The sequence below is a fragment of the Pseudomonas sp. NPDC089758 genome, from assembly GCF_044748705.1.
In the GTDB taxonomy this organism is placed as follows: domain Bacteria; phylum Pseudomonadota; class Gammaproteobacteria; order Pseudomonadales; family Pseudomonadaceae; genus Aquipseudomonas; species Aquipseudomonas putida_X.
On the sequence record NZ_JBIVGN010000006.1, the window covers coordinates 294,779 to 316,683 of the forward strand.

Annotated in this window: 18 protein-coding genes and 1 pseudogene; 12 read left to right on the top strand and 7 right to left on the bottom strand. The window is 62.3% G+C overall.

Going from position 1 to position 21,905, the window contains the following annotated elements:
- Positions 1–28: 28 nt before the first annotated feature.
- The 4 genes and pseudogenes from ACIPZH_RS11660 to ACIPZH_RS11675 all read right to left on the bottom strand — a co-directional run.
- Positions 29–178 (bottom strand): annotated as a pseudogene (locus tag ACIPZH_RS11660) (fluoride efflux transporter CrcB); the annotation flags it as partial.
- 47 nt (positions 179–225) lie between these two features.
- A complete protein-coding gene (locus ACIPZH_RS11665; protein ID WP_241805421.1) occupies positions 226–1,551 on the bottom strand; it encodes a replication-associated recombination protein A in 1,326 nt (441 codons plus the stop codon).
- 12 nt (positions 1,552–1,563) lie between these two features.
- The gene (lolA, locus tag ACIPZH_RS11670) at positions 1,564–2,199 is read right to left on the bottom strand and encodes an outer membrane lipoprotein chaperone LolA (protein WP_241805422.1); all 636 of its coding nucleotides are present in this window, start codon (positions 2,197–2,199) and stop codon (positions 1,564–1,566) included.
- A gap of 62 nt (positions 2,200–2,261) precedes the next feature.
- A complete protein-coding gene (locus ACIPZH_RS11675) occupies positions 2,262–4,775 on the bottom strand; it encodes a DNA translocase FtsK (protein ID WP_372490502.1) in 2,514 nt (837 codons plus the stop codon).
- A gap of 328 nt (positions 4,776–5,103) precedes the next feature.
- On the opposite strand from ACIPZH_RS11675, the gene aat reads away from it, so the two are divergent.
- The 3 genes from aat (at position 5,104) to infA (ending at position 6,869) form a co-directional block, all read left to right on the top strand.
- Positions 5,104–5,784, top strand: a complete 681-nt coding sequence (gene aat, locus ACIPZH_RS11680; RefSeq protein ID WP_400636250.1) for a leucyl/phenylalanyl-tRNA--protein transferase — start codon at positions 5,104–5,106, stop codon at positions 5,782–5,784.
- A gap of 56 nt (positions 5,785–5,840) precedes the next feature.
- Positions 5,841–6,548 carry an arginyltransferase gene (locus ACIPZH_RS11685; protein ID WP_046788264.1) on the top strand — a complete coding sequence of 236 codons (708 nt, stop codon included), beginning with the start codon at positions 5,841–5,843 and terminating at the stop codon, positions 6,546–6,548.
- 102 nt (positions 6,549–6,650) lie between these two features.
- Positions 6,651–6,869, top strand: coding sequence for a translation initiation factor IF-1 (gene infA / locus ACIPZH_RS11690; protein ID WP_002553999.1), 219 nt, complete (start codon positions 6,651–6,653; stop codon positions 6,867–6,869).
- 85 nt (positions 6,870–6,954) lie between these two features.
- On the opposite strand, the gene clpA is transcribed toward infA, so the two are convergent.
- Together clpA and clpS are read right to left on the bottom strand one after the other, a co-directional pair.
- Positions 6,955–9,225, bottom strand: coding sequence for an ATP-dependent Clp protease ATP-binding subunit ClpA (clpA, locus tag ACIPZH_RS11695; protein WP_039601928.1), 2,271 nt, complete (start codon positions 9,223–9,225; stop codon positions 6,955–6,957).
- A 30-nt stretch (positions 9,226–9,255) separates the two neighbouring features.
- Positions 9,256–9,618: an ATP-dependent Clp protease adapter ClpS gene (clpS, locus tag ACIPZH_RS11700; protein WP_241805425.1), complete on the bottom strand. Its 363-nt coding sequence runs from the start codon at positions 9,616–9,618 to the stop codon at positions 9,256–9,258.
- A 230-nt stretch (positions 9,619–9,848) separates the two neighbouring features.
- Between clpS and cspD the strand changes: the two genes are divergently transcribed.
- Positions 9,849–10,100 (top strand): cold shock domain-containing protein CspD, encoded by a 252-nt coding sequence (cspD, locus tag ACIPZH_RS11705; protein ID WP_241805426.1) that lies wholly within the window; start codon positions 9,849–9,851, stop codon positions 10,098–10,100.
- Positions 10,101–10,169: 69 nt separating this feature from the next.
- Here the strand turns inward: cspD and icd are convergent, their stop codons facing one another.
- Entirely contained in the window at positions 10,170–11,426 is a 1,257-nt protein-coding gene (gene icd, locus ACIPZH_RS11710) for an NADP-dependent isocitrate dehydrogenase (RefSeq protein ID WP_241805427.1), read from the bottom strand.
- 416 nt (positions 11,427–11,842) lie between these two features.
- On the opposite strand from icd, the gene ACIPZH_RS11715 reads away from it, so the two are divergent.
- The 8 genes from ACIPZH_RS11715 to ACIPZH_RS11750 all read left to right on the top strand — a co-directional run bounded on the left by ACIPZH_RS11715 (position 11,843) and on the right by ACIPZH_RS11750 (position 21,887).
- Positions 11,843–14,068 carry an NADP-dependent isocitrate dehydrogenase gene (locus ACIPZH_RS11715; RefSeq protein WP_241805428.1) on the top strand — a complete coding sequence of 742 codons (2,226 nt, stop codon included), beginning with the start codon at positions 11,843–11,845 and terminating at the stop codon, positions 14,066–14,068.
- 193 nt (positions 14,069–14,261) lie between these two features.
- Positions 14,262–14,702: an NUDIX hydrolase gene (locus ACIPZH_RS11720; protein WP_267817217.1), complete on the top strand. Its 441-nt coding sequence runs from the start codon at positions 14,262–14,264 to the stop codon at positions 14,700–14,702.
- 59 nt (positions 14,703–14,761) lie between these two features.
- Positions 14,762–15,886, top strand: coding sequence for a tRNA 2-thiouridine(34) synthase MnmA (mnmA, locus tag ACIPZH_RS11725; RefSeq protein ID WP_267817219.1), 1,125 nt, complete (start codon positions 14,762–14,764; stop codon positions 15,884–15,886).
- Positions 15,883–16,509 carry a high frequency lysogenization protein HflD gene (gene hflD, locus ACIPZH_RS11730; protein WP_241805431.1) on the top strand — a complete coding sequence of 209 codons (627 nt, stop codon included), beginning with the start codon at positions 15,883–15,885 and terminating at the stop codon, positions 16,507–16,509. The genes mnmA and hflD overlap by 4 nt, the downstream gene beginning before the upstream one ends.
- A gap of 135 nt (positions 16,510–16,644) precedes the next feature.
- Positions 16,645–18,015 (top strand): adenylosuccinate lyase, encoded by a 1,371-nt coding sequence (gene purB, locus ACIPZH_RS11735; RefSeq protein ID WP_241805432.1) that lies wholly within the window; start codon positions 16,645–16,647, stop codon positions 18,013–18,015.
- Between the two features lie 81 nt (positions 18,016–18,096).
- Complete coding sequence (locus ACIPZH_RS11740) at positions 18,097–19,263, top strand: cupin domain-containing protein (protein ID WP_039604938.1); 1,167 nt, start codon at positions 18,097–18,099, stop codon at positions 19,261–19,263.
- Complete coding sequence (locus ACIPZH_RS11745) at positions 19,256–19,690, top strand: GNAT family N-acetyltransferase (protein ID WP_012315260.1); 435 nt, start codon at positions 19,256–19,258, stop codon at positions 19,688–19,690. Before ACIPZH_RS11740 ends, ACIPZH_RS11745 begins: the two co-directional genes overlap by 8 nt.
- A 232-nt stretch (positions 19,691–19,922) precedes the next feature.
- Positions 19,923–21,887: a DNA topoisomerase III gene (locus tag ACIPZH_RS11750; protein WP_400636251.1), complete on the top strand. Its 1,965-nt coding sequence runs from the start codon at positions 19,923–19,925 to the stop codon at positions 21,885–21,887.
- Positions 21,888–21,905 lie beyond the last annotated feature (18 nt).

The following is a 21,905-nucleotide window of genomic DNA, read 5'->3' on the forward strand; positions in this document are numbered from 1 at the left end:
TATGTGTGTAGGTTGGTTCAGAGTCGGGTCAGGGGCAGGCCAGTAGCCCGCCCATCACGCTAATACCGGTATAGCCCACGGCCAGGGGCACTTGCCCACTTTCCACCGGGCGCACAGTATCGAGCGAAAAAGAGGAAAACGTCGCCGTGACGCCGACGATAAGGCCAGCGCGCTGTCCGACAGGCGCCAGCGACTTGTGCAGGGATGGACCATGGCACAGAGCGATCACGGCTTTCTCCGTTGACGCGGGCTGCTGCGATCGAGGTCGGCCAAGTGGCGCAGTTTCTCGCCGATCTTCAACTCAAGCCCCCGGGGCACGGGCTGATAATACTGACGTGGCTCGAGCTGGTCCGGGAAGTAATCTTCACCTGCGGCATAGGCATCGGGTTCGTCGTGGGCGTAGCGGTACTCCTCGCCGTAGCCGAGCTGCTTCATCAGCTTGGTCGGGGCGTTGCGCAGGTGCAGCGGCACCTCCAGCGAGCCATGCTCGGCGGCTTCGCGCAGGGCAGTCTTGAAGCCCATGTACACGGCGTTGCTCTTCGGCGCACAGGCAATGTAGGTAATGGCCTGAGCCACCGCCAGCTCGCCCTCGGGGCTGCCCAGGCGCTCCTGCACGTCCCAGGCCGCCAGGCACAGGCTCAGGGCCCGTGGGTCGGCGTTGCCGATGTCCTCGCTGGCCATGCGCACCACACGGCGGGCGATGTACAGCGGGTCGCAGCCGCCATCGAGCATGCGCGCGAACCAGTAAAGGGCGGCGTCCGGGTTGGAGCCGCGCACCGATTTGTGCAGGGCGGAAATCTGGTCATAGAAGGCCTCGCCGCCTTTGTCGAAGCGCCGGCGGCTGTCACCGAGCAGGCTCTGCAGCAGGTCTACGCCAATCTCGCTGCCATCTTCGGCCAGGTCCGAGGCGTTTTCGAGGAAGTTGAGCATGCGCCGGCCATCGCCATCGGCGGCGGCCATCAGCATCTTGAAAGCGTCGTCGCCCACGCTCAGGTTGCGCTTGCCCAAACCGCGCTCTTCGTTGAGTGCGCGGTCGACCAGCTTGCGCAAGGCGGGCTCGTCCAGGCTCTTGAGCACGTACACCCGCGCACGCGAGAGCAAAGCGTTGTTCAGTTCGAAGGAAGGGTTCTCGGTGGTGGCGCCGATGAAGATCAGCGTGCCATCTTCTACAAAAGGCAGGAACGCATCCTGCTGGGACTTGTTGAAGCGGTGCACCTCGTCCACGAACAGGATGGTCCGGCGGCCATACTGGCCGGCCTGCTGCTTGGCCACCTCGACGGCCTGGCGGATTTCCTTGACCCCTGCCAGTACCGCCGAAACCGTCTCGAAGTGCGCATCGCAAAACTGTGCCAGCAGCCGGGCGAGCGTGGTCTTGCCCACGCCCGGCGGCCCCCAGAAAATCATCGAGTGCAGCGCACCCTGCTCAAGCGCCTCACGCAGCGGTTTGCCGCGCGCCAGCAGGTGCTCCTGGCCGACATACTCGTCCAGGTTGGACGGGCGTAGCCGGGCAGCCAAGGGCTGGGCAACGGGTTCGCTTCGAAACAGGTCCATGGTGCGCTCTGCTTACTCCTTGATGACGTCCGCGCCTTTCGGGATGTCGAACTTGAACCTGCTGTCCGGCACCGGCTGGTTGGCTTTGACGCCATTGAACAGGATGTTGGTGCGCTGGCCGACGCTGTCGATCAGCTGCATGTCGTTGATCAGGCCACGGCGGAACGATACGCGCAGCGAATCGAACAGGGTGTCCTTGGTGGTTGGCTTGAGGGTGAAGTCCATCACTTCGCCCTGCTCCTTGGAGGTGATGTCGAAGCTCTGGCTGATCTTCGACACGTCACCGGACAGCAGCAGCGCCGGGGTCTGGTTCAGGCGCACATCGAGCTTCTTGATGGTGGCCTGCTCCAGGTCAGGGTCCCACAGGGTGACGTTCTTGCCGTCGGACACCACCACCTGCTCCTGGGGTGCATCGGTGTGCCAGTAGAACAGGCCCGGGCGCTTGACCGTCATCTTGCCGGTTGTCTCCTGCAGGCTGGTGCCACCGGCATCCAGGGTCAGCTGGGAGAAATTGGCCTCGATGGTCTGCGACTTTTCCAGCAACTGGGTCAGGCGCTGTACGTCCTGCTCACCAGCGTGAGCCGACAGTGTGGCCGTTACCGAACCCAGGGTCAGGGCAGAAACCAACAGCATGCGAATCGCGCGCATGTTAATCCTCATTGAGCATTTATGAAGCCGGGCGCCACCGTCGGCGCCTGGCAAGGTGTTCATCAGTCGCGCGGGCCGCCCGGGGCAATCACTTCCCGCGAACCGTTGCTGTTCATGGGGGTGACCACACCGGCCATCTCCATCGCCTCGATCATGCGGGCGGCGCGGTTGTAGCCGATCTTCAGCTTGCGCTGCACGGCCGAAATCGACGCCCGGCGGCTTTCGAGGACGAACTGCACCGCCTCATCATACAGGGCGTCACTTTCCGAATCCTCGTCGCCGCCACCGCCACCGCCGCCTTCGAAGCCGCTGCCGGCCTCCTCGACGCCGTTGAGGATGTCGTCGTTGTAGTCCGGAGCACCACGCAGCTTCCAGGCTTCCACCACGCGATGCACTTCATCGTCGGAGACGAATGCGCCATGTACCCGGATCGGCAGGCTGGTACCTGGGGGCATGTAGAGCATGTCACCGTGGCCCAGCAGTTGCTCGGCGCCACCTTGGTCGATGATGGTGCGCGAGTCGATCTTGCTCGACACCTGGAACGCCATGCGGGTCGGGATGTTGGCCTTGATCAGGCCGGTGATCACGTCCACCGATGGGCGCTGGGTGGCGAGGATCAGGTGAATACCGGCTGCCCGTGCCTTCTGGGCGATACGGGCGATCAGCTCTTCGACCTTCTTGCCAACGATCATCATCATGTCGGCGAATTCGTCGACCACCACCACGATGGTCGGCAGGGTCTTGAGGGCCGGTGGCTCGTCTTCCATGCTCTCGCGGCGGTACAGCGGATCATGGATGACCTCGCCGGCCTCCTGGGCATCCTTGATCTTGCGATTGAAACCGGCCAGGTTACGCACGCCCATGGCCGCCATGAGCTTGTAGCGCCGCTCCATCTCGGCCACGCTCCAGCGCAGCGCGTTGGCGGCGTCCTTCATGTCGGTGACCACCGGGCACAGCAAGTGCGGGATGCCTTCGTAAATCGACAGCTCGAGCATCTTCGGGTCGATCATGATCAGGCGCGCGTCTTCAGGGCCGGACTTGAACAGGATCGACAGGATCATCGCGTTCACACCCACCGACTTACCGGAACCGGTGGTACCGGCTACCAGCAGGTGTGGCATCTTGGCCAGGTCGGTGATCACCGGCTTGCCGCCGATATCGTGGCCCAGGGCCAGGGTGACGGGCGACTTCTGCTCATCGTACTGCGGTGTCGACAGCACCTCGGAGAAGCGCACCATCTGCCGGTTTTCGTTGGGGATCTCGATACCCACGGTGGTCTTGCCGGGGATGACCTCGACCACCCGCACACTGGTAACCGCCAGCGACCGCGCAAGGTCCTTGGCCAGGTTGGCGATGCGGCTGACCTTGACCCCGGCCGCGGGCTGGATTTCGTAGCGGGTAATGACCGGGCCCGGGTGAATGGAGTCCACCGAGACTTCGACGCCGAATTCCTTGAGTTTGATTTCCAGCAACTGACCGACGCCGGCCAGGGATTCTGGCGAGTACTCGATCTTCTTCTGCTCGGCTGGGTCGAGGATGGAGATGGACGGCAAGGTGCCTTCCACGGCGCTGTCGACGAACAATGGCGCCTGCTTTTCCTTCATCACCCGCTTGCTCGGCTCCACTGCCTTGGCCGGCGCTGCAGGCGGCATGATCACAGGGGCAATCGAAGGCTCACGGGGGACCACAGGCTCGCGTGGCACAACCGGTTCGCGCTGGGCGACGACAGGGCGCGCTGGAGCCTCATCGCGCTCACCGATGCGCTCGCGCAGTTGCGCCTTGGCCGGCTCGCGTTTCTCGGCAGCCGCTGGCGGCGCATCGAACCTCGGCTCGTCCACCTCACGCAGTTGCGCTTCCAGGCGTTTGCGCTCGTTGCGCGCCTCCCACCAGCGGTTGGCCGCGCCTTGCACGAGCTCGAACAGGTCCAGGGTGATCTTGCCGGTCATGTCCATCACCTTGAACCACGAGAGGTCGGTGAACACGGTCAGGCCGAACAGGAACAGGGCGATGAACATCAGCGTGCTGCCCTGCACGTTGAGCAGGTTGCGCGCCAGATCGCCGAGGCTTTCGCCCAAGGCACCACCGGCGGAGAACGGCAGGCTCGCCGGGGGATGGAAATGGATATGCGCCAGTGCAGCACCCGACAGCACCAGGAACACCAGGCCGATCAGGCGCCAGGAGAACAGCCAGCCGCTCCATTGCCAGGGTTGATGGCGCTCGCGGAAGATCTGCCAGGTTTTGATCGCCAGCAGCAAAGGGAAGATGTAGGCGAAATAGCCGAGCACCATGAACATGATATCGGCGAAATACGCACCGGCACGCCCGGCAGCGTTCTGCACCTGGTCGACGTTGCTGGTGTGGCTGAAGCCTGGGTCGGAGGTATCGTAGGTCAGCAGCGCCATCCACAGGTACAGGCACAGGGCGCCGACAGCGATCAACGCACCTTCTTTGAGGCGGTAATGCAGCTGCTGGCGCCACAGGGGCACAGGCAATGGAGCTGGAGTTGCGGTGGATTTCTTCAAAACGCGTCTATTCCTGCGCGTGCTGCGCGTCCAGTAGTGATTGGCCGATGACAGGCCAATGAACCCCTACTTTTAACATTACTGCCCGCCGGCCGCCATGGCGGCACGCCCTATGGCGTTTGGGTGGGGGCGACTTTCGTATAGCTGCAATTTGAGCATGCATTTTCTTTTGTGACAAAGGCTTATGCTGTGTTTTTGCACAGGTGTGACAGCAAATGTGCCAGATGGTGCCTGCAGCCTCACGAATGTGTAGGAAATTGCCGCCCCTATCGCCTGATTGGACGCTCCTGCGGGCAGGACTTGCCCCGCGCGGGCCAAGCATTGACCGCAGGCGCCCTCCTTGCCATGCTGCCGGCTCCCCTCCCCCACCGCACGATAGACCATGCTCACCTGGCTGACTCGCGACTCGCTGACCTTCCCACCCCTGGAAAAAGCCCTGCAGGACCCTAACGGCCTGCTCGCCGCTGGTGGCGATCTGAGCCCCGAGCGCCTGGTGCAGGCCTATCGCCATGGCTGCTTCCCGTGGTACCAGGACGGCCAACCCATCCTCTGGTGGTCGCCCGACCCACGCACCGTTCTGTTCCCGGACGAGCTGCATGTCTCGCGCTCGCTGGCCAAGCTGTTGCGCCAGGCGCGTTATCAGGTCAGCTTCGACACCGACTTCCCCGCCGTGATCGACGCCTGCGCGGCGCCGCGCGACTACGCGGACGGCACCTGGATCACCGACACCATGCGCAACGCCTACTGCGAGCTGCACCGGCGCGGTATCGCCCATTCGGTGGAGGTACGCCACAACGGCGAACTGGTGGGCGGCCTGTACGGCCTGGCCATGGGGCGGTTGTTTTTCGGCGAGTCGATGTTCAGCCGCGCCGACAATGCGTCCAAGGTCGGCTTCGTGACCCTGGTCAACCACCTGCGCGATGCAGGCTTCGTGCTGATCGACTGCCAGATGCCGACCGATCACCTGCACAGCCTGGGCGCCCGCGCGATCAGCCGCGCGAGCTTCGCCGATTACCTGGCCCTTCACCTCGACCAGCCCAACAGTGCCAACTGGCGCACCTAGGCGAGTTCCGAGAGCTGGCTTACACTTAAAGCAAAGTCTCACCGAAGGGGTCGATCATGACAGAGTTGGCGCGGTTGAAGTTCTATGCCACTCAGCCCCACTCCTGCAGCTATCTGCCGAACGAGCAGGCGACCACCCTGTTCCTCGACCCCAGCCAGCCGATGGATGTGCATGTGTATGCCGACCTCTCGGAGATGGGCTTTCGCCGCAGTGGCGACCACCTGTACCGCCCCCATTGCCAGAACTGCAATGCCTGCGTGCCGGCGCGCATCCCGGCCGCGCGCTTCATTCCCAACCGCCAGCAGCGGCGCATCCTCAAGCGCAATGCAGACCTCACCGTGACGGCTGCACGGCCGGCGTTCAAAGAAGAGTATTTCGACCTGTACCGTCGCTACATCGAAACCCGTCATGCCGATGGCGACATGTACCCGCCAAGCCGCGATCAGTTTTCCACCTTTCTGGTGCGCGACTTGCCGTTCTGCTGGTTCTACGAATTCCGCCTGGCCGGTCGCCTGCTGGCAGTCGCCGTCTGCGACCTGCTACCCAACGGGCTGTCTGCGGTGTACACGTTCTATGAGCCCGACGAAGAACGGCGCAGCCTGGGGCGTTTTGCCATCCTCTGGCAAATCACCGAAGCCCTGCGCCAGGACCTCGAAGCGGTTTATCTTGGCTACTGGATCAAGAACTGCAAGAAGATGAACTACAAGACCCAGTATCGCCCCATCGAGCTGCTGATCAACCAGCGTTGGGTCACTCTCAACTGAAAGCATTGGCTTGACACACTATTTTCCGGCATAATCCACGCCACTTTTTTGCCCGGTGCGGTTATGCGTCGGGCCAACACTGGACACCGAGGGCTCAACTGCATGTCGAAAGAAGACAGCTTCGAAATGGAAGGTACTGTCGTCGACACCCTGCCCAACACCATGTTCCGCGTGGAGTTGGAAAACGGGCACGTCGTAACCGCGCACATCTCCGGAAAGATGCGCAAGAACTACATCCGTATTCTCACTGGCGACAAGGTCCGCGTCGAGCTGACGCCTTATGACCTGAGCAAGGGCCGCATCACCTACCGTGCGCGCTAAGCTCCAGCCATGAAAAAGCCCGGCCATGTGCCGGGCTTTTTTGTGCTTGCAAAAATGGCTTGGGGCCGCGAAGCAGCCCCTTGCATCACGCGACTTCTGCCGTGGTTTCGAAGTCGAACACCAACTCCCCATCGCGCAGGTCGATGTGCACCACACCGCCGTGCTCGGCCAGCTCGCCAAACAGAATCTCCTCGGCCAACGGCCGCTTGATCTTGTCCTGGATAAGCCGCGCCATCGGCCGCGCCCCCATCTGCACATCGTAGCCGGAGGCCGCCAGCCAGCCGCGGGCGGCATCGCTGACTTCAAGCAAGACGCGCTTGTCTTCCAGCTGCGCCTGAAGTTCGATGAGGAACTTGTCGACGATGCTTTTGATGGTCTCGTGACTCAGGCGACCAAACTGGATGATGGTGTCCAGACGGTTGCGGAACTCCGGTGTGAAGCTCTTGCGAATGACTTCCATCGCATCGGACGCATGGTCCTGATGGGTGAAACCAATGGAAGCGCGTGCCGCCGTTTCAGCGCCGGCATTGGTGGTCATGATCAGAATCACATTGCGGAAGTCCGCTTTGCGCCCGTTGTTGTCGGTCAGGGTACCGTGGTCCATCACCTGCAGCAGCAGGTTGAAGACTTCCGGGTGCGCTTTCTCGATCTCATCGAGCAGCAACACGCAATGCGGCTGCTTGGTGATCGCCTCGGTCAGCAGGCCACCCTGGTCGAACCCGACATACCCAGGAGGCGCACCGATCAGGCGCGACACAGTATGCCGTTCCATATACTCGGACATGTCGAAGCGCACCAGCTCGACACCCAGCGCCTTGGCCAGCTGCCGCGCCGCTTCGGTCTTGCCCACACCGGTAGGGCCGGCGAACAGGAACGAACCGACCGGCTTGTCAGGTGCCTTGAGGCCTGCACGGGACAGCTTGATTGCCGTGGCCAGCGAATCGATCGCCTGGTCCTGGCCGAACACGGTCAGTTTCAGGTCACGCTCCAGGTTACGCAGCAGTTCCTTGTCGGAGCTGGTGACGTGCTTCGGCGGAATCCGCGCGATCTTGGCCACGATGTCCTCGACTTGAGGTACATCGATACGCTTGACCCGATTCGCCTCAGGCTGCAGGCGCTGATAGGCCCCAGCTTCGTCGATCACGTCGATGGCCTTGTCCGGCATGTGGCGGTCATTGATGTAGCGTGATGCCAGCTCGGCGGCGGCGCGCAAGGCTTCGTCGCTGTACTCGATATTGTGATGGCTTTCAAAGCGCCCTTTGAGGCCGCGCAGAATGCCCACGGTGTCCTCGACAGACGGCTCGCTGACATCCACCTTCTGGAAGCGCCGTGCCAGGGCACGATCCTTCTCGAAGATGCCACGAAACTCTTGGAACGTCGTCGAACCGATGCAGCGAATCTCGCCGGAAGACAGCAGCGGCTTGAGCAGGTTGGAGGCGTCCATCACGCCGCCCGAGGCAGCACCGGCACCAATGATGGTGTGGATTTCGTCAATGAACAGGATGGCCTGGGGGCGTTTGCGCAGCTCACCAAGCAACGCCTTGAAGCGTTTCTCGAAGTCGCCACGGTACTTGGTGCCCGCCAGCAGTGCGCCAAGGTCGAGCGAATACACCACGCTCTGCGACAGCAGGTCGGGAACCTGACCATCGACGATGCGCTTGGCCAGGCCTTCGGCAATCGCGGTCTTGCCCACACCGGCCTCACCGACCAGCAGCGGGTTGTTCTTGCGCCGACGGGCAAGGATCTGCGCCACACGCTCGACTTCCTGCTCGCGCCCGACCAGCGGGTCGATCCGCCCCGCACGGGCCAACTCGTTCAGGTTGCTGGCATACGCATCCAGGGGGTTGCTCGAGGACGACGTCTCGCCGCCCTCCTCATCCTGCATTTCCTGGTCGCTGTCACTGTGCGAGCCGTGGCCCGGCACTTTGGAAATGCCGTGGGCAATGTAGTTGACCACGTCGATACGGGCCACGCTCTGCTGCTTGAGCAGGAACACGGCCTGGCTTTCCTGTTCGCTGAAGATCGCCACCAGCACATTGGCACCGGTCACCTCGCGCTTGCCAGAGCTTTGCACGTGGAACACGGCACGCTGCAGCACACGCTGGAAGCCTAGGGTCGGCTGGGTTTCGCGATCCTCGTCGTTGACGGGAATCAGGGGAGTGGTGGAATCGATGAACTCTTGCAGGTCGTGCTTGAGTTTGTCGAGATTGGCGCCACAGGCGCGCAGAACGGTCGCAGCAGCCTCATTGTCAAGGAGTGCCAGCAGCAGATGCTCGACGGTCATGAACTCATGACGCTTCGAACGGGCCTCCTTGAAGGCAAGATTGAGGGTGACTTCGAGCTCGCGGTTTAACATAGCTTCACCTCATACCCAAGTGGTCGGCGATTAACCGTCCTTCTCGATTTCACAGAGTAGCGGATGCTGGCTTTCCCTGGCGTATTGGTTGACCTGCATGGCCTTCGTTTCGGCGATGTCCCGGGTAAACAATCCGCACACTGCCCGCCCTTCGGTATGGACGGTCAGCATGATCTTGGTCGCCAGCTCGCGGTTCAGATTGAAGAACGTTTCGAGCACTTCGACGACGAAATCCATCGGCGTGTAGTCATCGTTGAACAAAACCACCTTGTACATCGGTGGCGCCTGCAGGATCGGCTTGGCTTCCTGTACCGCAAGCCCTGAGCCGTCGTCCTCATTCGATTGCGGGCGATCCTGATTGAATGTTAGTCGAATCTCGCTACGTGCATGCATGGAAAGAATTTCATCATGATCGACAGGTTAAGGTTGTGAGTTGACCGCACAAGCCGCAGCCCGCGTGTAGACGGGGCGACCTTGACTATCGGCAAAACGGTGTTACAACCAATAAGAACCCACCGTGGTCGATAAAGATCCGCGCAGTCAACCAGATTTTTCGCAAGGTTCGTATGCGGATGAAGTGGATGATACTCCAGTGATGGAGTCCTTTGCAGAGGGACATAGGGATGGCAAGCGGTAAAGTCAAGTGGTTCAACAATGCCAAGGGCTACGGATTCATCAATGAAGACGGCAAAACCGACGATCTGTTCGCCCACTATTCGGCGATCAAGATGGACGGTTACAAAACCCTCAAGGCCGGACAAGCCGTGACTTTCGAGATCGTGCAGGGCCCCAAGGGCCTGCATGCGACCGAGATCGCCAACGCTATCACCAGCACCTCGACGGGAGCCTCGCAATCATCGACCGCAGAAGCCTGACCCCTGCTTTGCGCCGGCACACGAAAAACCGGCCGCCCCGTCATAAGGGGCGGCCGGTTTTCAATTGTTTCACATATGCTTGATCATTTCGTCCCCGAAGCCTGAGCTGCCCACCAGCTTCGCGCCCTCCATCAGCCGCTCGAAGTCGTAGGTGACCGTCTTGGCCGCTATCGCGCCATTGGTGCCCTTGATGATCAGGTCGGCTGCCTCGGTCCAGCCCATGTGGCGCAGCATCATCTCTGCCGAGAGGATCACCGAGCCCGGGTTGACCTTGTCCTGGCCGGCATACTTGGGCGCCGTGCCGTGGGTGGCCTCGAACATGGCCACGGTGTCGGACAGGTTGGCGCCGGGCGCGATACCGATACCCCCCACTTCCGCCGCCAATGCATCGGACAGGTAGTCGCCGTTGAGATTGAGCGTGGCGATCACGTCATACTCGGCCGGGCGCAGCAGTATCTGCTGGAGCATGGCGTCGGCAATGGCGTCCTTGACGATGACCTCGCGGCCGGTCTTGGGGTTCTTGAACTTCATCCACGGGCCACCATCGAGCAACTCGGCGCCAAACTCATCCTTGGCCACCTCGTAACCCCAGTCCTTGAAGGCACCTTCGGTGAACTTCATGATGTTGCCCTTGTGCACCAGGGTCAGCGACTCTCGGTCGTTGTCCACCACGTACTGCAGGGCCTTGCGCACCAGGCGCTTGGTACCCTCGCGGGAAACCGGCTTGACCCCGATGCCGCAGTCCTGGTCGAAACGGATCTTGGTGACGCCCATTTCCTCCTTGAGAAACTTGATCACCTTGTCCGCCTCGGGCGAGCCGGCTTTCCATTCGATACCGGCGTAGATGTCCTCGGAGTTCTCACGGAAGATCACCATATCGACATCGCCTGGCTTCTTGACCGGGCTGGGCACGCCCTCGAACCACAGCACCGGGCGCAGGCACACATAAAGATCGAGCTGCTGGCGCAGGGCCACGTTCAGCGAACGGATGCCCCCTCCGACCGGGGTGGTCAGCGGCCCCTTGATCGATACGACATAGTCGCGCACCGCATCCAGGGTTTCCTGGGGCAGCCATGTATCCTGGTCATAGACCTGGGTGGCCTTCTCCCCGGCGTACACCTCCATCCAGGCGATCTTGCGCTTGCCGCCGTAGGCCTTGTTCACAGCAGCGTCAACCACCTTGATCATCACCGGTGAGACGTCGATGCCAATGCCGTCGCCTTCGATATAGGGAATGATGGGGTTGTCGGGCACATTGAGCGAATGGTCTGCATTGACGGTGATCTTGGCGCCGTCGGTCGGAACCTTGATTTTCTGGTATCCCATGCTTGCACTACTCCGCTTTCGGGTGTGATTGGACATCATGCGATCCCACTGAGCCTAAACCACATCTGCCGACCTGCAAGCGCTGCGACATCACGCCACATTGCCGCTACGTCTTTGGTCTTATAAATGGCGCCGATGTCACTTCGCCTTGCTGAATAGCCCGATTGGTTTGATATACTGCGCCGCGACCGAAGGGTCATCGGGGCGAATCCCAGGAAAATGCGGCTCGCCCTCGGCCAGTAACTGGCCACAAAGCCTGGGCTGTTACCGCAGCTCAGCACTTGACGCTCGACTGATGCATCCACCATCACCGCTCGCAGCCTCTCGACTTTCCGCTCATGGCGTCGCCAGGGCGAAGCGCCTACCCTGCGCACCTCGAGACTCGAGTACGCTCAGCACATAGAGAGTTAACCCGCATGCCCACCCGTTCCAAGATCATCTATACCTTCACCGACGAAGCCCCCGCCCTCGCCACCTACTCGCTGCTGCCGATCGTCGAAGCGTTCACCGCTTCGGCTGACATCGCCGTCGAAACTCGCGACATTTCCCTGGCTGGCCGCATCCTCGCGGCATTCCCGGAGCAACTGGGCACCGAGAAGCAGGTAGGCGATCACCTGGCGGAACTGGGCCAACTGGCTACCACACCTGAAGCCAACATCATCAAGCTGCCGAACATCAGCGCCTCGGTGCCGCAGCTCAAGGCCGCTATCAAGGAACTGCAAGGCAAGGGCTTCAATATCCCGGACTACGCCGACGAACCGGCCACCGCGGAAGAAAAAGAATCCCGCGCGCGCTACGACCGCATCAAGGGCAGCGCCGTGAACCCGGTACTGCGCGAAGGCAACTCCGACCGCCGCGCACCGCTGTCGGTCAAGAACTACGCGCGCAAGCACCCGCACAAGATGGGTGCCTGGGCCGCCGACTCCAAGTCGCACGTTGCCCACATGACCCAGGGCGACTTCTACGGCAGCGAAAAGGCCGCACTGATCGAGGCTGACGACAGCCTGCGCATCGAGCTGGTTGCCAAAGACGGCAGCATCACCGTGCTGAAAGAAAAGACCGCCGTCAAAGCCGCCGAAGTCATCGACTGCGCGACCATGAGCCGCAAGGCCCTGAAAGCCTTCATCGCCGAGCAGATCGCCGATGCCAAGGCCTCTGGCGTGCTGCTGTCGGTGCACCTGAAAGCCACCATGATGAAGGTTTCCGACCCGATCATGTTCGGTGTCATCGTCGAAGCCTTCTACGGCGAAGTGCTGGCCAAGCATGCTGCCGCGCTGACCGAAGTGGGCTTCAATGCCAACAACGGCATCGGCGACCTGTATGCCCGCATCAAGGACCTGCCAGCCGACAAGCAGGCCGAGATCGAAGCCGACATCCAGGCCCTGTACGCCGACCGCCCGGCCCTGGCCATGGTCAACTCCGATAAAGGCATCACCAACCTGCACGTGCCGAGCGACGTCATCGTCGACGCATCGATGCCGGCCATGATCCGTGACTCGGGCAAGATGTGGAACACCGCCGGTGAGCTGCAGGACGCCAAGGCGATCATCCCGGACCGCTGCTACGCCGGCATCTACCAGGCCACCATCGAAGACTGCAAGGCCAACGGCGCGTTCGACCCAACCACCATGGGCAGCGTACCGAACGTCGGCCTGATGGCACAGAAGGCCGAAGAATACGGCTCCCACGACAAGACGTTCCAGGTCAAGGCCGACGGTGTCGTGCGCGTGGTCGATGGCAAGGGCAAGGTCGTTCTGGAGCAGAACGTCGAAGCCGGTGACATCTTCCGCATGTGCCAGACCAAAGACGCGCCGATCCAGGATTGGGTCAAGCTGGCCGTCAACCGCGCCCGCCTGAGCAACACCCCGGCCGTATTCTGGCTGGACCCGGCCCGCGCCCACGACGGTGTGATGATCGAGAAGGTGCAGAAGTACCTGAAGGATCACGACACCGCTGGCCTGGACATCCGTGTCCTGGCGCCGGTCGACGCCATCAAGTTCTCGCTTGCCCGCATTCGTGAAGGCAAGGACACCATCTCGGTGACCGGCAATGTGCTGCGCGACTACCTGACCGACCTGTTCCCGATCATGGAGCTGGGCACCAGCGCCAAGATGCTGTCGATCGTGCCGCTGATGAACGGCGGTGGCCTGTTCGAAACCGGCGCTGGCGGTTCGGCACCCAAGCACGTGCAACAGTTGGTGGAAGAAAACTTCCTGCGCTGGGACTCGCTGGGTGAATTCCTGGCCCTGGCCGCTTCCCTGGAGCACCTGGGCAACACGTACGACAACCCGCGTGCCAAGGTCCTGGCCAACACCCTGGACCAGGCCACCGGCAAGTTCCTCGACACCAACAAGTCGCCTTCGCGTAAAGTCGGTGGTATCGACAACCGCGGCAGCCACTTCTACCTGACCCTGTACTGGGCAGAAGCCCTGGCCGCCCAGACTGACGACGCCGCGCTGCAGGCGCGCTTCGCGCCGCTGGCGAAAACCCTGGCCGAGAACGAAGCGACCATCGTCGCCGAGCTCAACGCCGTTCAGGGCAAGCCGGCCGACATCGGTGGCTACTACGCTCCGGATGCAGAGCTGACCGCCAAGGTGATGCGCCCAAGCCAGACCCTGAACAGCGCGATCGCCGCCCTGTAAGGTTCGCTTGACGTAACAGCACAAACCCCGGCCACGCACCGGGGTTTGTGCTTTTTGAGCTGCAAGCTTCAAGCTGCAAGCTGCAAGAAAAAGCGATGCGCGCACTGCTCTTGCTCTTGCTCTTGCTTGTAGCTTGCAGCTTGCAGCTTGCAGCTTGCAGCTTGCAGCTTCTAACCATCGGAGAACATCGACCGTGTCCTGGCAACCGCACATCACCGTCGCCACTGTCGTCGAGCACGCAGGCAAATTCCTCTTCGTCGAGGAGTTCAAGGCCGGCCAGCACGTGTTCAACCAGCCCGCCGGCCACCTGGAGCCTGACGAAACCCTGCCCCAGGCCGCACTGCGCGAAACGCTGGAAGAAACCGCGTGGGAAGTCGAGCTCACCGGCGTGGTCGGCATCTATCTGTACACCGCACCCAGCAACGGCGTGACCTACCAGCGCATCTGCTTCGCCGCACGCCCCGTGCGCCACCACGCCGACCGCGCCCTGGACAGCGACATCGTCCGTGCCGTCTGGCTCACCCGCGAGGAGCTGTTGGCCGCCCCCGACCGCTGGCGCAGCGAACTGGTGCCACGCTGCCTGGATGACTACCTCGCAGGCCCGCTGCACAGCCTCGACTTGCTGCGCGACTGACGCGCAGCCTCGGGTTTGATAGAATCGGCGCTTTTCCCCCTTGATACACATCGGTAGCCATGACCAGCCCAGCACTCAAAGATCCCGCCAAGACCCGCGTCATCGTCGGCATGTCCGGCGGCGTGGACTCTTCCGTCTCCGCCCTTCTGCTCATGGAGCAGGGCTACCAGGTGGAAGGTCTGTTCATGAAGAACTGGGAAGAGGACGACGGCACCGAATACTGCACCGCCCGGGAAGATCTGGCCGACGCCCAGGCCGTGTGCGACCGCATCGGCATCAAGCTGCATACCGCCAACTTCGCTGCTGAATACTGGGACAACGTTTTCGAGCATTTCCTCGAAGAATACAAAGCCGGCCGTACACCCAACCCGGACATCCTCTGCAACCGCGAAATCAAGTTCAAGGCGTTTCTCGACTACGCGCTTTCGCTGGGGGCAGACCTGATCGCCACCGGTCATTACGTGCGCCGCCGCGACACCGGCGCGATCACCGAACTGCTCAAGGGCCTGGACCCGAACAAGGACCAGAGCTATTTCCTGCATGCCGTGGGCGGCAAGGAAATCGCTCGCACCCTGTTCCCGGTCGGCGAACTGGAAAAGCCCGAGGTCCGCGCCATCGCCGAAAAACACGGCCTGGCCACCGCCAAGAAGAAGGACTCCACCGGTATCTGCTTCATCGGTGAGCGCCGTTTCAGTGACTTCCTCAAGCAGTACCTGCCGGCCCAGCCAGGTGAGATCCAGACCACCGAAGGCGAAGTCATCGGCCGCCACCACGGCCTGATGTACCACACCATTGGTCAGCGCCAGGGCTTGGGTATCGGCGGCCTGAAAGACGCAGGCGACGAGCCGTGGTACGTGCTGCACAAAGACCTGGCCCGCAATGTACTGGTGGTCGGCCAGGGCAATGAACACCCTTGGTTGTTCTCCCGCGCGCTGCTCGCTTCGGAAATCTTCTGGGTCAACCCGATCGACCTCAGCAGCCCGCGCACGCTCACTGCCAAGGTGCGCTACCGCCAGAGCGACCAGCGCTGCACCCTGGAACTGACCGAAAGCGGCTACCGCGCCGTGTTCGACGAGCCGCAGCGCGCCGTTACCCCTGGCCAGTCGGTAGTGTTCTACGACGGTGAGGTGTGCCTGGGTGGCGGCGTGATCGAGACGGCCGAGCCGTGGAGCCCGCGCGCATGAGCAAACTGCAGGAGCAATTGATTGCCCTGGGTGGGGTGTTTCAGGCCGCCGTGCTGGTCGACCGCATCGCCCGCACCGGCCAGGCCAGCGAGGCCGATATCGGCTGCATGCTGGGCAGCCTGCTGGTGCGCGACCCCAAGGACACCCTGGAGGTGTTCGGTGGCGACGACCTCAACCTGCGTGACGGTTATCGCGCCCTGGTCGGCGCCCTGGAGCGCGACCCCAGCAGCCTGCAGCGCGAACCGCTGCGTTATGCGTTGTCGATGCTCGGCCTGGAACGCCAGCTGAACAAGCGGGGCGACCTGCTCGACACCATTGGCAACCGCCTGCCGCAGATCCAGTCACAGGCCGACCATTTCGGCCTGGTCCACGAAAACGTCATCGCCTCCAGCGGCGCGTTGTATCAGGACACCCTGAGCACCCTGCGCCAGCGCATTCAGGTGCATGGCGACATGCGCTTCCTGCAGCAGGCCAGCAACGCTTCGAAAATTCGCGCCCTGCTGCTGGCCGGTATACGCGCCGCACGCCTTTGGCGCCAGCTGGGCGGGCACCGCTGGCAGCTGGTGTTCAGCCGGCGCAAGTTGCTCAACGAACTGTACGATATGATGCGCAGCCCCAGCTGAGGGCTGAGCTGCCTGTTTGCACAGCGACTGCCACCCGATCCAGATTGGGCTGACCTTTGGTCAGCCACCCGACCTCGGCGCATTTTTCATGTATGATATGCGCCCTCCAAAAGCCTGACTGTCCGAGAACACCCCATGCAGCTCTCTTCGCTCACTGCGGTTTCCCCTGTAGACGGCCGTTATGCCGGCAAAACCCAGGCCTTGCGCCCCATTTTCAGCGAATTCGGCCTGATCCGTTTCCGCGCCCTGGTCGAAGTGCGCTGGCTGCAGCGCCTGGCCGCCCACCCGCAGATCGGCGAAGTGCCGGCGTTCTCCGCCGAAGCCAACGCCCTGCTGGACAGCCTGGCCACCGACTTCAAGCTCGAGCACGCTGAACGCGTCAAGGAAATCGAGCGCACCACCAACCATGACGTCAAGGCGATCGAGTACCTCCTCAAGGAGCAGGCTGCGCAACTGCCTGAGTTGGCCAAAGTCAGCGAATTCATCCACTTCGCCTGCACCAGTGAGGACATCAACAACCTGTCCCACGCCCTGATGCTGCGTGCTGGCCGCGATGACGTGCTGCTGCCACTGATGCGCCAGATCGCTGATGCCATCCGCGCCCTGGCCCATGCGCACGCCGACGTGCCGATGCTGTCGCGCACCCACGGCCAGCCGGCTTCGCCGACCACGCTGGGTAAAGAGCTGGCCAACGTCGTCTACCGCCTGGAGCGCCAGATCGCTCAAGTGGCCGCTGTGCCGCTGCTGGGCAAGATCAACGGTGCCGTGGGCAACTACAACGCCCACCTGTCGGCCTACTCGCAGATCGACTGGGAAGAAAACGCCCGCGCCTTCATCGAAGACGAACTGGGCCTGGTGTTCAACCCGTACACCACTCAGATCGAGCCGCACGACTACATCGCCGAGCTGTTCGACGCCATCGCCCGCTTCAACACCATCCTCATCGACTTCGACCGCGACGTCTGGGGCTACATCTCGCTGGGCTACTTCAAGCAGAAGACCGTCGCTGGCGAAATCGGCTCGTCGACCATGCCGCACAAGGTCAACCCGATCGACTTCGAAAACTCCGAAGGCAACCTGGGTATCGCCAACGCACTGTTCCAGCACTTGGCCAGCAAACTGCCGATCTCGCGCTGGCAGCGTGACCTGACCGACTCCACCGTGCTGCGCAACCTGGGTGTGGGCTTCGCTCACAGCGTCATCGCCTATGAAGCCAGCCTCAAAGGCATCGGCAAGCTGGAAGTCAACGCCGCACGTATCGCCGCCGACCTGGACGCCTGCTGGGAAGTCCTCGCCGAGCCGATCCAGACCGTGATGCGCCGCTTCAACATCGAGAACCCCTACGAGAAGCTCAAGGAGCTGACCCGTGGCAAGGGCATCACCCCAGAAGCACTGCTGACCTTCATCGACGGCCTGGACATGCCAGCCGAAGCCAAGGCCGAGCTCAAGCAGCTGACCCCTGCCAGCTACATCGGTAACGCCGTAGCGCAGGCCAAACGCATCTAAGCTAAGCGTCGAGTTCAACGCCCGGCCTGGCCGGGCGTTTTTATTCCCGGACGAAAATTACGTTTTTTCAATAGGTTGAACATGAATCCTGATACTCCACTGCAGCTGCTCGGCGGCATCTCGGCCCGTGAATTCATGCGCGACTACTGGCAGAAGAAGCCGCTGCTGGTGCGCCAGGCATTCCCGGACTTCGAAAGCCCGATCGACCCCGACGAGCTGGCCGGCCTGGCCCTGGAAGAGGAAGTCGAGTCGCGCATCGTGCTCGAGCACGGCGCCCACCCGTGGGAGCTGCGCCGCGGCCCGTTCAACGAAGACACCTTCGCCGACCTGCCTGAGAAAGACTGGACCCTGCTGGTTCAGGCCGTCGACCAGTTCGTACCTGAAGTGGCCGAACTACTGGAGCACTTCCGCTTCCTGCCAAGCTGGCGCATCGACGATGTGATGATCAGCTTCGCCACTCCCGGTGGCAGCGTAGGCCCGCACTTCGACAACTACGACGTGTTCCTGCTGCAAGGCCACGGCCAGCGCAACTGGAAGATCGGCCAGATGTGCAACAGCGACAGCCCGCTGCTGGACCATGCCGACCTGCGCATCCTCGCCGAATTCGAACAGAGCGGCGAATGGACCCTGGAGCCTGGCGACATGCTCTACCTGCCACCGCGCCTGGCTCACTACGGCGTAGCCGTGGACGACTGCCTGACCTACTCGGTCGGTTTCCGCGCGCCAAGCGCCGCCGAAGTGCTGACCCACTTCACCGACTTCCTCGGCCAGTTCCTGCCGGACGAGGAACGCTACAGCGACGCCGACGCCGAGCCTGCCAGCGACCCGCACCAGATCCAGCACGACGCCCTCGACCGTCTCAAGGGCCTGCTCGACAAGCACATGAACGACAAGGACCTGCTGCTGACCTGGTTCGGCCAGTTCATGACCGAGCCGCGCTACCCCGAACAGGTCGTCGGTGAAGAGCTGGACGAGCAGGAGCTGATCGAAGCACTCGAAGACGGTGCCATCCTGATTCGCAACCCAAGTGCGCGCATGGCCTGGTCGGAGCTTGGCGATGACCTGATGCTGTTCGCCAGCGGCCGCAGCTGCCCGCTGCCCGCCAAACTGCGCGAGCTGCTGAAGCTGGTGTGTGCCGCCGACGCGTTACACATCGACAACCTTGCACAGTGGCTGGAGGATGAAGACGGCCTTATGCTGGTACAGCAGTTGATCAAACAAGGAAGCCTGGGATTCGCCAATGAATAAGATTCGCGTGCGCCTCGCCGATTGGCAGAAAGACAATGCCGATATCCGGCGTATCCGTGAAGCGGTGTTCGTCGCCGAACAGCACATTCCGCCTGAGCTGGAGTTCGACTCGGAAGACCAGGACGCGCTGCATTTTCTGGCGCTGGAAGGCGATTACCCGATTGGCACTGCCCGCCTGCTGGCCGACGGTACCATCGGGCGCATCTCGGTGCTAAAGGACTGGCGCGGGCTGAAGGTTGGCGATGCACTGGTCAATGCGGTCATCCTCGAGGCGCAGAACCGTGACCTCAAGCAACAGATGCTCAGCGCCCAAGTGCATGCCACGCCATTCTACGAGCGACTGGGCTTTCGCGTGGTCAGCGAGGAATTCCTTGAAGCCGGCATCCCGCATGTTGACATGGTGCGCGACTCCCGCGAGATCGCCTGATGCCTAGCGGCTGACCTCACCGGCCCTCTCGCCGGCAAGCCGGCTCCCCCATATACCTCATAGCTTTCAGGAGCGGTGATACACCTGTGGGGGCCGGCTTGCCGGCGCGAGGACGGTGGTTGCAGCAACATCCTCACTGATAAAAACCTGTACATCCATCCAGATAAAACTTGCCTCCGCGCCCGCGCTTGCGCATCCTAGTGCCTATCACTCTCGATAAAGCGTCCCGGCCATGCGCCTGTTCCTCTGCGAAAAACCCTCCCAGGCAAAAGACATCGCCAAGATCCTAGGTGCCAACCGCAAGGGCGACGGCTGCTGGCAAGGCACAGACGTCTGCGTCACCTGGTGCATCGGCCACCTGTTGGAAACCGCGCCGCCCGACAGCTACGACGAACGCTACAAGCGTTGGAACCTCGCCGACCTGCCAATCATTCCAGACAAATGGAAGATGCTGGTCAAGCCCAAGACCGCCAGTCAGTTCAAGGCCGTCAAGCGCTTGCTCGGCGAGGCACGCGAACTGGTGATCGCGACCGATGCCGACCGCGAAGGCGAAATGATCGCCCGCGAACTGGTCGAGCATTGTCGCTACCGTGGGCCCATACAGCGCCTGTGGCTGTCCGCTCTGGACGATGCCTCGATTCGCAAGGCCTTGGCGCGCCTGCTGCCGGGGCAGGATACCTTCAACCTCTATCACTCGGCGCTGGGCCGCTCACGCGCCGACTGGCTCATCGGCATGAACATGAGCCGGCTGTTCACCCTATTGGGCCGCCAGTCGGGCTACCAGGGTGTGCTACCGGTGGGCCGGGTACAAACACCTACCCTGCGCCTGGTGGTGGACCGCGACCGCAGCATCGCCGATTTCGTACCGTTACCGTTCTGGGCCATCGACGTGCAACTCCAGCATGCCGGCATGGGCTTCAACGCCCAGTGGCGAGCGCCACAACAGATCTGCGACGACCAGGGCCGCTGCCTTGACCAGGCGCTGGCCCAACAGGCCGCCACAGACATCGGCAACGCCCGTACTGCACGGGTGATTAAGGTGGCCACAGAACGTGTACGCGAGGCAGCCCCCCTGCCCTTCGACCTCGGCACCCTGCAGGAACTGTGCTCCAAGAAATTTGGCCTTGGTGCGCAGGAAACCCTCGACATTGCCCAGGCCCTGTACGAAACCCACAAGCTGATCACCTACCCACGCAGCGATTGCGGTTACCTGCCCCTCAGCCAGCACAGCGAAGCGCCGGCAATCCTTGCTGCATTGCAGCGAGCCGATAGCAACCTGGCGCCGTTGCAAGCGCACCTTGCGCCGCACCGCCGCTCGCGGGCCTGGAACGATGCCAAAGTCACCGCGCACCACGGCATCATCCCTACTGCGGCCGCCAGCGACCCGTCACGCTTGCCAGCCAAGCACAAGGCGGTTTACACCCTGATCCGCGCCCGCTACCTGGCCCAGTTCCTGCCTAACCACGAGTATGATCGCACCCAGGCCGAGTTCGACTGTGCAGGCCATGCCCTGCGTGCAGTGGGCAAGCAGATCGCGGAGTTGGGCTGGCGCCGCGCATTACCCGAGGCGCTGGCTCCAGCCAAAGGTCGCGAAGCGCCGCCGGCGCAAGTGCTGCCCACATTGTGCGAGGGCCAGGACTGCGCCGTACAGGGCCTGCAGTTGAAGGACCTGTGGACCCAACCGCCCAAACCCTTCACCGAAGGCGACCTGATCAAGGCCATGAAGAACGTCGCCAAACTGGTGGACGACCCGCGGCTGAAACAGAAGCTCAAGGAAACCACCGGCATCGGCACCGAGGCGACCCGTGCCAGCATCATCCAGGGGCTGCTCGACCGCGGCTATCTGGTCAAGAACGGCAAGGCACTGGCCGCCACCCCAGCCGCCTTCAGCCTGATCGACGCCGTGCCACGCGCCATCGCCGACCCAGGTACCACGGCAATCTGGGAACAGGCGCTGGACATGGTGCAAAGTGGTGAAATGAGCCTGGAGGACTTCGTTGCTCGGCAGTCGGCATGGATGGGCAAACTGGTGGAGCGCTGCAGCGGCATGCGCATGACCATCAACGGGCCAGCGGTGGGCAAGGCGGCGCCGTGGAAGAAAAAGCGCCGCAGCGGTGGCAAAGGCAAACCTGCAGCTAACGGTGCCAAGGCTACAGGCAGCAAGCCGCGGCAACCCCGGCGCAAAGCCGCCAACTGAATAGTCAGCCAGTGCAGC

Excerpts from the sequence above, each read along its gene's own strand:
- icd (WP_241805427.1), bottom strand. The coding sequence starts at position 11,426 with ATGGGATACCAGAAAATCAAGGTTCCGACCGACGGCGCCAAGATCACC.
- purB (WP_241805432.1), top strand. The coding sequence starts at position 16,645 with ATGCAGCTCTCTTCGCTCACTGCGGTTTCCCCTGTAGACGGCCGTTAT.
- clpA (WP_039601928.1), bottom strand. The coding sequence starts at position 9,225 with ATGTTAAACCGCGAGCTCGAAGTCACCCTCAATCTTGCCTTCAAGGAG.
- cspD (WP_241805426.1), top strand. The coding sequence starts at position 9,849 with ATGGCAAGCGGTAAAGTCAAGTGGTTCAACAATGCCAAGGGCTACGGA.
- ACIPZH_RS11740 (WP_039604938.1), top strand. The coding sequence starts at position 18,097 with ATGAATCCTGATACTCCACTGCAGCTGCTCGGCGGCATCTCGGCCCGT.
- lolA (WP_241805422.1), bottom strand. The coding sequence starts at position 2,199 with ATGCGCGCGATTCGCATGCTGTTGGTTTCTGCCCTGACCCTGGGTTCG.
- ACIPZH_RS11685 (WP_046788264.1), top strand. The coding sequence starts at position 5,841 with ATGACAGAGTTGGCGCGGTTGAAGTTCTATGCCACTCAGCCCCACTCC.
- clpS (WP_241805425.1), bottom strand. The coding sequence starts at position 9,618 with ATGCATGCACGTAGCGAGATTCGACTAACATTCAATCAGGATCGCCCG.
- hflD (WP_241805431.1), top strand. The coding sequence starts at position 15,883 with ATGAGCAAACTGCAGGAGCAATTGATTGCCCTGGGTGGGGTGTTTCAG.
- ACIPZH_RS11665 (WP_241805421.1), bottom strand. The coding sequence starts at position 1,551 with ATGGACCTGTTTCGAAGCGAACCCGTTGCCCAGCCCTTGGCTGCCCGG.
- mnmA (WP_267817219.1), top strand. The coding sequence starts at position 14,762 with ATGACCAGCCCAGCACTCAAAGATCCCGCCAAGACCCGCGTCATCGTC.
- aat (WP_400636250.1), top strand. The coding sequence starts at position 5,104 with ATGCTCACCTGGCTGACTCGCGACTCGCTGACCTTCCCACCCCTGGAA.
- infA (WP_002553999.1), top strand. The coding sequence starts at position 6,651 with ATGTCGAAAGAAGACAGCTTCGAAATGGAAGGTACTGTCGTCGACACC.
- ACIPZH_RS11750 (WP_400636251.1), top strand. The coding sequence starts at position 19,923 with ATGCGCCTGTTCCTCTGCGAAAAACCCTCCCAGGCAAAAGACATCGCC.
- ACIPZH_RS11715 (WP_241805428.1), top strand. The coding sequence starts at position 11,843 with ATGCCCACCCGTTCCAAGATCATCTATACCTTCACCGACGAAGCCCCC.
- ACIPZH_RS11745 (WP_012315260.1), top strand. The coding sequence starts at position 19,256 with ATGAATAAGATTCGCGTGCGCCTCGCCGATTGGCAGAAAGACAATGCC.